Here is a 9576-nt window from a genome sequence, read left to right as displayed (position 1 = left end):
CCCACCCACGATCCCCTTGTCACGAGGCCCGTGTGACAGACCTTGTGACGAGGTTCACCAGTCGAGTTCGGTGAGTGAACGGTATGCTGTAGGCAGTCGACGAAAAACCGTTAAACCACGCAGCCCCTGGAGACGTGACCATGTTGCTGTCCGATCAGGCCGGTCAGACGGCGGCCACCAAGATTCAGCGTCCCGCCACGCTCCGGGAGAGCGTCATCGAGGCCATTCAGGAGCTCATCGTCTCCGGCCAGCTCAAGCCCGGCCAGCACCTGGTCGAGAGCGAGCTGGCCGATCTCCTCGGCGTGTCCAGGCAGCCGGTTCGCGAGGCGTTGCAGCAGCTCAGCGGTGAGGGCTGGGTCGACCTGCACCCCGGCCAGGGCGCGTTCGTGCACGTACCCACGGTAGAGGAAGCCGACCAACTGCTGGCGGTGCGCGCGCTGCTGGAGACCGAGTCCGCCAGGCTCGCCGCCCAGCACACCGGCGAGGACGGTGTGGCGCGCCTGCGCGCGCTCTGCGCGCGCGGCATCGCGGCCGTGCAGTCCGACGACGTCGACTCGGCCGTGGCCATCAACTCGGAGCTGCACGCCCTGGTGACCGCGCTGTCCGGCAACAGAGTGCTGGCCGAGCTGGCCAGCCAGGTGGCCAGGCGGGTGCGGTGGTACCACACGCCGGTGGCCCGCCAGCGGGGCATGGCCTCGTGGGAGGAGCACACGGCGCTGATCGACGCGATCGAGGCAGGCGACGAGCGCCGCGCCGCGAAGATCATGCGCGAGCACACCGAGCACACCCGCGTCTCCTACATGGAGCAGCGGGAGAACGAGCCCGTCGAGCCCGCCCCCAAGCCGGTGCGCCGCCGCCGTCCGCGCGCTCAGCAGGCGGGATGAGGACGGATTGACCTGACGTTCACAGGAGACGACATGCTCCGAAACACCTCGGGTAGAGGATGGAGCAGCACGGATGGGAGGTGCATGACCATGAAGGCGTTCATCCGCTTTCTCCTTGGTGATCCCCCGGGCCAGGCAGCAGATGGCCGGGCGATCGGCATCGGCCTGAGCACAGCGCTCAGAAAGCATTACTCGGCCGACGACGCGGAGCGATACCTGCGGCAGTGGGCCACCGAGCACGACGTACGCAAGACCCCGAGGCGCTGAGCCGCAGCAGGGGCCGCCAGAGCACCCCCCACCGCGGCATGGTCAGCGATCTGCGGAAACCGACTCCTTCTTGGCATCGCGCGCCGACTTCATCAGGCTCAGCACCGTGGTGACGGCGAGAGTCCCGACGATGACACCGAGAGACACCAGGATCGGAATCTCCGGCGCCCACGACACGCCGTCGTGGTGCAGGGCCTCCAGGATGAGCTTCACCCCGATGAAGGCCAGCACCACCGACAACCCCTTGCTCAGGTAGACGAGCCGGTCCAGCAGGCCGCCGATGAGGAAGAAGAGTTGCCGCAGCCCCATGAGGGCGAAGGCGTTGGCGGTGAACACCAGGTAGGGCTCCTTGGTGAGGCCGAAGATGGCCGGGATGGAGTCGAGGGCGAACAGCAGGTCAGTGGTCCCGATGGCGACCATCACGATCAGCATCGGGGTCACCATCCTGCGGCCGTGGTGCACGGTGAGCCGGGCGCCGTGATAGGTGTCCGTGGTCGGGAGCACCCGCCGCACCGTCCGCAGGGCGATGTTCTCGGAGAACTCCGCCTCCTCGTCCTCATGCCCGATCAGCTTCCACGCGGTGTAGACGAGGAAGGCGCCGAACACGTAGAACAACCAGTCGAACCTGGTGACCGCCTCCGCCCCCGCCGCGATGAACGCGCCCCGCATCACCAGCGCCAGGACGATGCCGACGAGCAGCACCTTCTGGCGATACTGCCCGGGCACGCGGAACCGGCTCATGATCAGCAGGAAGACGAAGAGATTGTCGACGCTGAGCGAGTACTCGGTGATCCAGCCGGCGAAGAACTCCCCGCCGTGCGCCGGTCCCGAGAGCACCAGCAGGCCGATGCCGAACACGACGGCCAGGCCGACGTAGAACGACACCCAGCCCACGCACTCCTTGAAGGACGGTTCACGGGGGTTGCGCGCCACCAGCCAGAAGTCGAGCGCGAGGATGAGACCGAATCCGCCGATCGTGGCCAGCCAGACCCAGACGGGCAGGTTCAACGCTTTGCTCCCTTCCTCGCGCGCAAGGCCTGGGCGTACTGGACGTAGAGGCCGAGCAGCGCCTCGGCGCGCGGGTTGGCGCCCGCGCGGCGCAGCAGCCAGTGCGGCATGAGCCGTTCGTGCATCCAGACGAAGCCGATGGCGAATCCGAGTGCCACCATCGCCTGGTAGGCGAGGAAGCCGAGCACGCCGTCGGCCATGCCGACGCCGGCCACACTCTCCTGGAGCAGCCTGGACAGGGGGAAGGCCGCCATCCAGTAGAGGCCCGCGGGCCCGAAGGTCCCCGGCCGGAACACGCCGTGCCCGAGCAGCACGCCGTACAGCCCGCCGAAGACGGCGAGCGGCACGGCGAGCGCCAGCGCGGACAGCGCGGCCACGCCGGTGGGCAGCCCCGCGAACAGGGTCAGCCCACCGGCCATGGCACCGGCGACGGCTCCGATGGACGCCCCAGGCAGGGCGAGCTCGAGGCTGTGCCGTCCGTCCATCAGCCCACGACCACGCCGAAGGCGAACAGGCTGTAGAACAGCATGCCGAGGTAGAACACCGCGCCGAAACCGATGATCACGTTGGTCCACCACTTGGGCCTGATCGGTTTGGGCAGCATGCGGTTGTTCACCAGGAGCAACGTCACGCAGTACGCGCCCATCGCGAACGTCGACAGGAACGCCAGCGTGTCCAGGATCCCGCTCGGCCCGTCGGCCGGCCCGAAGAGCAGGATCAGGATGCCGAATATGATCACGCCCCAGAGGAAGCCTGCGTACAGGTGCGACATACGCAGCTTCTTCGCCCCTGGAACGAAGTTGTAGGTCATGTCGGCCTGGCCCCGCGAGAAGGAGTCGAAGAGCCCCAGCGTCGCGTTCAGGCCGATCAGTGCGATGAACCCGAGGAACACCGTGCCAAGCACGGAGCTGCCGGCCGAGGAGACGGCGTCGGCCATGGCCGTGAGCGCCACCTCCCGGTCGTCGCCCTGGATGACGGACCGCACGTCCGGGTTCTGCCGCACCGCCGCCTGCGCGATCACCGTGAAGGAGATCGTGACCAGCATGGTGATGCCCCAGAACAGCAGGAGGGCGTCGAACGTGACCCAGCGCCGCCAGCCCTTCCACTTGGCCATCTCGGCAGGGTCCTCGGTGTCGAACATGAAGCCGCGCGAGGGCATGGCCTCTTGCTCGCCCGCGTGCCGCAGCCCGCGCACCTTGGGCATGTGCACGCCCATGCCGGCCCCGGAGTCACGCAGGTGCAGCGTGTACCACATCTGCTGCATGCCCGAGGGCCCGGCGAACGCGCACGCCCCCACGATCACCGGGAACCAGGCCGCCGACATGGCCTCCGCCGGCAGGTAGCCGATGGCGAACATGCCGCTGATCGTGGTGGCCACGTCGCCCCAGGAGCCGACCATGGCCGCCACCACGGCCGTGCCCAACACGAGTGCGCCGATGAGCAGCGACAACACGTTCTCGAGGACGTTGTAGATCACCTTGGCCAGGCTGAAGACCACACCGACCAGAATCAGGCCGGCGACCGCCGTCACCACCCAGGGAATCCCGGTGATCTCCTCGAAGGCCGCCGCTCCAGCCGACAGGTGGCCCGGCCAGATGTAGACGGCTATCGCGACGACGAAGAAGAACCACATCAGCGGCTTGAACACCCGGGCCGCGCCGGAGAAGATGCTCTCCCCCGTGGCCATGGCGTAGCGCGCCATCTCCAGCATCACCACGGCCTGCAGGGTGACGCCGATCAGGAACAGCCACCTGATCTCCGGCCCGAACAGCAACACCAGCCTGGGCCACATATACGACTCGCCCATGCCCACGCCCAGCGCGACGAGGAAGACCGTCGGCCCGAGAATGTGCACCGAGGGTGGTGCGTCGGGGAGCTTTCTGATGGGCATCGGCTCGAGCCGGCCCGCTTTCCATACTCGTTGATCCTCTACCGGCGGCGCGGCCGTCGCCGGCGGTGTGTTCGATGTGTCCACCTACGGACCTCCTGGGGGGTTGTTGCTTCCTCGTGCGCTGCCCCGAATAGCCCCCTTGCCGGGTATCTGCCTTGCCTGGCTCTAGCTCAGCAGTCCAGCAGCCCTGGCCCAGCGGTACTTGGCACCGAGGACCTCCACGGGCTTCTCCGTCGTGTACGGGTACGCGACCACGCCGTGCTCGAACAGGTACTCGCAGGCCTCCTCAACTTCGGTGTCACCGGCCAGTGACGCCACGACCGGCTTGACGTTTCCCTTCGCCCGCTCCTCCTTCACCACGCGGGCGATCAGCTCGGCGAACACCATCGGCGGCGTCACGATCGTGTGCCAGTAGCCCAGGACCAGCGCGTGAATACGCTCGTCGGCCAGGCCGAGGCGGACCGTGTTCTCGTACGTCGATGGCGGTTCGCCGCCGGTGATGTCGATGGGGTTGCCGGCCGCGCCGAACGGCGGGATGTAGGCGCGGAAGGCGGTGTCCAGGTCGGGCGGGATCTCCATGAGCGTCAGCCCCGCGTCCACGATGGCGTCCGACAGCAGCACGCCCGAGCCGCCCGCTCCGGTGATGATGACGACGTTCTCGCCCTTCGGCGCGGGCAGGATCGGCAGCGCGCGGGCGTACTCCAGCATGTCGTTGAGCCCCGGCGCCCGGACCACGCCGGCCTGGCGGAGGATGTCGTCGTACACCTTGTCGTCGCCGGCCAGTGCGCCCGTGTGGGATCCGGCCGCCCGCGCGCCCATCGCGGTACGTCCGGCCTTGAGCACGATGACCGGCTTCTCCTTGACCACCCGGCGGGCGGCTTCGACGAAGCCACGCCCGTCCTTGAGGTCCTCCAGGTGCATGGCGACGGCTTTGGTGTTGTCGTCCTGCTCGAAGAACGTCAGCAGGTCGTCCTCGTCCACGTCGGCCTTGTTGCCGACGCCGACGATGGCCGAGACGCCCATCTTGGTGGTGCGGCTGAAGCCCAGGATGGCCATGCCGATGCCGCCGCTCTGCGAGGTCAGCGCCACGCTGCCCCGGACGTCGTACGGGGTGCAGAACGTCGCGCAGAGGTTCTCCGGCGTGTAGTAGTAGCCGTAGATGTTCGGGCCGAGCATGCGCACGCCGTGCCGTTTGGCGATCTCCACGATCTCCTTCTGGCCCTCGACGTTCCCCGTCTCGGCGAACCCGGACGGGATCATGACCGCGCCGGCCGCGCCCTTCTTCCCCACCTCCTCCAGCGCCGCCGCGACGAACTTCGCGGGAATGGCGAAGACGGCCACGTCCACGTCGCCCGGCACGTCGGAGATGCTCTTGTACGCGGGCAGCCCCATGATCTCGTCGGCCTTGGGGTTGATCGGGAAGATCTGCCCCTTGTAGCCGCCGTTGATGAGGTTCCGCATGACCGAGTTGCCGATCTTGCCGTTCTCGGCGGAGGCGCCGATCACGGCGACCGAGCGCGGCTTGAAGATCCGCTTCATCTGCCGGAGGATCTCGTCGCGGGGCAGCCTTTCGACGTCCTTCGGCTTCTCGCCGATGAGAATGCGCACGTCGGCGGCGACCGCACCGTTCGCGTCGGCGAAGACGGGGTTGAGGTCCACCTCGATGATCTCGGGGAAGTCGGTCACCAGCCTGCCGACACGCTCGATGAGCGCCGCGAGCGCCTCCCGGTTCGCCGGCTCGGCACCACGGGCACCACGCAGCACTTCCGCCGCTCTGATGTCACTGAGCATCCCAAGTGCATCATCACCCGAAAGCGGGGCAAGTCGGAAGGTCACGTCCTTAAGTACTTCAACCAGGACACCGCCCAGGCCGAAGGCGACGACCTTGCCGAAGGTCGGATCGGTGACGGCGCCGACGATGACCTCGTGACCGCCGCCGACCAGCTGCTGCACCTGGATGCCGTCGATTTTCGCGTCGGGGTTGTAGGCGCGGGCGTTGGCCAGGATCGTGTCGTGGCCCGCGCGTACCTCGTCAGCGGTCTTCAGCCCGACGAGCACGCCGCCGGCGTCCGTCTTGTGCAGGATGTCGGGCGAGACGATCTTCAGAACGACCGGGAACCCGATCTTTTCGGCGATCTCCACCGCCTCGGCCGCCGACGTGGCCAGCCCTTCGCCCGGGGTGGTGATGCCGTAGGCCTCGCAGATCAGCCGTCCCTCAGGAGCGGTCAGGGCGGTGCGCCCTTCGGCGAGCGCCTTGTCAATGATGTCGCGCGCCACTTAGATGACTCCGTTCGTCTTGAGTTGAGCGAGCTCGTCCGCGCTCACGCCGAGCTCGCCGTAGATCTCCTGGTTGTGCTCGCCGAGCAGGGGTGGGGTGCGGACGTCGACCGGCGAGTCCGACAGCTGCAGCGGGCTGCCGACCGTCACGAACTCACCGCGCTCGGGGTGGTCGACCGAGACGACGATGCCCTCGTCGCGCAGCGACGCGTCCTCCACCAGCTCCTTGGTCGACAGGATCGGCCCGCACGGGATGTTCTCGGCGTTGAGCCGGTCCAGGACCGTCCACTTGTCGTGGCGGATCGTCCACTCCTCGATGAGCTGGAACATCTTGTCCAGCTTCGACAGCCGCGCCTCCGGCGTCGCCCACTCCGGGTCGTCGGCCAGCTCGGGGCGGCCGATGATGTTCGAGATCGGCTTCCAGCCGACGGGCTGGACGATCACGTAGATGTAGTCGTTCGGGCCGCCGGGCGCGCAGCGCACCGCCCAGCCCGGCTGGCCGCCGCCGCTGGCGTTGCCGGAGCGGGGCACCTCGTCGCCGAAGGTCCTGTTCGGGTATTCGCGCAGCGGGCCGTGCGCCAGGCGCTGCTGGTCGCGGAGCTTGACCCGGCACAGGTTCAGCACGGCGTGCTGCATGGCCACCTGCACCCGCTGTCCGCGGCCGGTCTGCTCACGCTGGTAGAGGGCGGCCAGGATGCCGGCGACCGCGTGGATGCCGGTGCCCGAGTCGCCGATCTGGGCGCCGGTGGCCAGCGGCGGGCCCTCCTCGAAGCCGGTGGTGCTCATCGAGCCGCCCATCGCCTGCGCGATCACCTCGTACGCCTTGAACTTGGCGTACCGGCCCTGGCCGAAGCCCTTGATCGAGGCGTAGATGAGGCGGGGGTTGAGCTCCTGGAGGCGCTCCCAGGAGAAGCCCATGCGGTCCACCGCGCCGGGACCGAAGTTCTCCACCAGGATGTCGGCGCCCTTCACCAGCTCGGTGAAGATCTCCTTGCCGCGCTCGCTCTTCATGTTGAGCGTGATGCTGCGCTTGTTGCAGTTGAGCATCGTGAAGTAGAGGCTGTCGACGCCGGGCACGTCACGCAGCTGCTGCCGGGTGATGTCGCCGGTCGGGGCCTCCAGCTTGACCACGTCCGCGCCCAGCCAGGCGAGCAACTGAGTGGCGGACGGGCCGGACTGGACGTGGGTCATATCGAGGACGCGGACACCTTCGAGTGCCTTCATGTCGGAGGCTCCCCTACTTGTACATGGTCTGGTTCATGGTTCCGGGGGCGTAGACCTCTGGGTCGACCCAGACGTTGATGAGCGAGGGCTTGCCCGACTCCCGGGCCCGCTCCAGTGCGGGACGGATCTCCGCGGGGTCGCGCACCTCCTCGCCGTAGCCGCCGAGGAGCTTGGCGAAGTCGCCGTAGCGGATGTCGCCGAGGGTGTTGCCGACCCGGGCGCGGTCCTCGCCGTACTTGGCGGCCTGGCCGTACCTGATCTGGTTCATGGACGAGTTGTTGCCGATGACGCCGATGAACGGCAGGTCGAAGCGGACCATGGTCTCGAAGTCCCAGCCGGTGAGGCTGAAGGCGCCGTCGCCGAACAGGCACAGCACCTCCTTGTCGCGCCTGGCCTGCTTGGCGGCCATCGCGAAGGCCATGCCGACGCCGAGCGTGCCGAGCGGGCCCGGGTCCATCCAGTGGCCGGGCGACTTGGGCTGCACGACCTGGCCGGAGAAGGTGACGATGTCGCCGCCGTCGCCGATGTAGATCGTGTCCTCGGTGAGGAACTCGTTGATCTCGTGCACGAGCCGGTACGGGTCGATGGGCTGGGCGCCGGACAGCTGGCGGGGCAGCCGCTTCTCGTACGCCTGCGTCTCGACCGCGCGCAGCTCGTCCATCCACTCCTTACGCTTGGCGGCGGCGTCCTGGATGCGGCCGCTGGCGGCCTGGGCGGCCGCGGCGAGGATGAGGCCGGCGTCGCCGACGATGCCCAGGTCGATGTCCCGGTTCTTGCCGACGGTGCGGTAGTCGAGGTCGATCTGGACGACGGTCGCCGTCGGCGAGAGCCGCTTGCCGTAGCCCATCCTGAAGTCGAACGGGGTGCCGACGATGATGATCAGGTCGGCCTCGGTGAAGGCGTACCTGCGGCTGAGCTGGAAGTGGTGCGGGTCGCCGGGCGGGAGCGTGCCGCGGCCCGAGCCGTTCATGTACGCGGGCACGTTCAGGGCCCGGACGAAGTCGATCGCGGCGTCGGTCGCCCGGCACGTCCACACCTGGCTCCCGAGCAGGATGCACGGCTTCTCGGCGTGCGCCAGGAGGTCGGCCAGCCGCTCGATCGCCTCGGGGTCGCCCTGCTGGCGGGTGGAGGCCCGGTAGTGCCCGGCCTTGGGGATGCGGGCCTTCTCCAGAGGAACCTTCGCGTCGAGCACGTCACGCGGGATCTCCAGGAAGGAGGGGCCCGGCGCGCCGTTGTAGCACTCGCGGAAGGCCATCGACACGATGTCCGCCACCCGCTCCGTGCTGGGCACCGTGGCGGCGAATTTGGTGATCGGGGTCATCATGTCCACGTGCGGCAGGTCCTGGAGTGAGCCCATCTTGTGCTGGCTCAGCGCCCCCTGACCGCCGATGAGCAACATCGGGCTCTCCGCACGGAAAGCGTTGGCCACGCCGGTCACCGCGTCGGTCGTGCCGGGACCGGCGGTGACGACCGCGCAACCGGGCTTGCCGGTGATGCGGGCGTAACCGTCGGCGGCATGCGCGGCCACCTGCTCATGGCGTACGTCGATGACCTCGATGCCCTCATCGACGCAGCCGTCGTAGATATCGATGATGTGGCCGCCACAGAGTGTGTAGATCACATCCACGCCTTCGGCTTTGAGTGCCTTGGCTACGAGATGACCGCCAGAGATCGTTTCCGACATTGTCCACCCTTTCCCGGCGACGAAGCTCTCTGTCTTCCGCATACTGCATACCGTATGAAGGCAATAGTTACTCTGCCTGAATCGGCCTGTCTAGCCCCCCGGGGGCAACTCGATCAGCTCGACCTGCTCGCCGGCCCACTCCGGAGGGACCACCGCCAGGGCCTCCGCCAGCGCCGCGCCCCAGAGCGATCCCGGCCGGTCATGCCCCACCGGCACGGCTCCCCGGCCGGATCTCCGCACAGGAACGAGCCGCGTGTCGTGCGGATGCGCCCGCACCACCCCGGCCAGCGCGCTGGTCTCCCCCGCTGCCCACCCGGCGGCGCCACCAGTCAGCGCACCCG

8 protein-coding genes and 1 pseudogene are annotated in these 9576 nt (G+C 68.2%); 2 read left to right on the top strand and 7 right to left on the bottom strand.

Annotated features, from left to right (window positions below; translation table 11 throughout):
• Positions 1-140: 140 nt before the first annotated feature.
• Both ETD86_RS49670 and ETD86_RS56300 read left to right on the top strand, forming a co-directional pair.
• Complete coding sequence (locus tag ETD86_RS49670; RefSeq protein ID WP_138673596.1) at positions 141-884, top strand: GntR family transcriptional regulator; 744 nt, start codon at positions 141-143, stop codon at positions 882-884.
• 90 nt (positions 885-974) lie between these two features.
• Positions 975-1151, top strand: a complete 177-nt coding sequence (locus ETD86_RS56300; protein WP_170223726.1) for a hypothetical protein — start codon at positions 975-977, stop codon at positions 1149-1151.
• Between the two features lie 42 nt (positions 1152-1193).
• Here ETD86_RS56300 and ETD86_RS49665 read toward each other — a convergent pair whose 3' ends face one another.
• The 7 genes and pseudogenes from ETD86_RS49665 to ETD86_RS49635 form a co-directional block, all read right to left on the bottom strand.
• The gene (locus ETD86_RS49665; protein ID WP_138673594.1) at positions 1194-2159 is read right to left on the bottom strand and encodes a TerC family protein; all 966 of its coding nucleotides are present in this window, start codon (positions 2157-2159) and stop codon (positions 1194-1196) included.
• On the bottom strand, positions 2156-2644 hold the full coding sequence (locus ETD86_RS49660; protein WP_138673593.1) for a hypothetical protein: 489 nt from the start codon (positions 2642-2644) through the stop codon (positions 2156-2158). The genes ETD86_RS49665 and ETD86_RS49660 overlap by 4 nt, the downstream gene beginning before the upstream one ends.
• Positions 2644-4050 carry an Nramp family divalent metal transporter gene (locus ETD86_RS49655; protein WP_138673592.1) on the bottom strand — a complete coding sequence of 469 codons (1407 nt, stop codon included), beginning with the start codon at positions 4048-4050 and terminating at the stop codon, positions 2644-2646. The genes ETD86_RS49660 and ETD86_RS49655 overlap by 1 nt, the downstream gene beginning before the upstream one ends.
• Before the next feature lie 165 nt (positions 4051-4215).
• Positions 4216-6327, bottom strand: coding sequence for an acetate--CoA ligase family protein (locus ETD86_RS49650; protein ID WP_138673591.1), 2112 nt, complete (start codon positions 6325-6327; stop codon positions 4216-4218).
• Complete coding sequence (gene frc / locus ETD86_RS49645) at positions 6328-7551, bottom strand: formyl-CoA transferase (protein ID WP_138673590.1); 1224 nt, start codon at positions 7549-7551, stop codon at positions 6328-6330. It abuts the gene before it with no gap.
• 13 nt (positions 7552-7564) lie between these two features.
• Positions 7565-9235 carry a thiamine pyrophosphate-binding protein gene (locus ETD86_RS49640; RefSeq protein ID WP_138673595.1) on the bottom strand — a complete coding sequence of 557 codons (1671 nt, stop codon included), beginning with the start codon at positions 9233-9235 and terminating at the stop codon, positions 7565-7567.
• Between the two features lie 90 nt (positions 9236-9325).
• A pseudogene (locus ETD86_RS49635) lies at positions 9326-9576 on the bottom strand (molybdopterin molybdenumtransferase MoeA); the annotation flags it as partial.

The sequence above is a fragment of the Nonomuraea turkmeniaca genome (assembly GCF_005889735.1).
Taxonomy (GTDB): domain Bacteria; phylum Actinomycetota; class Actinomycetes; order Streptosporangiales; family Streptosporangiaceae; genus Nonomuraea; species Nonomuraea turkmeniaca.
Note: the sequence above shows the minus strand (reverse complement) of the source record. Positions and strands in the feature narration are given on the sequence as shown.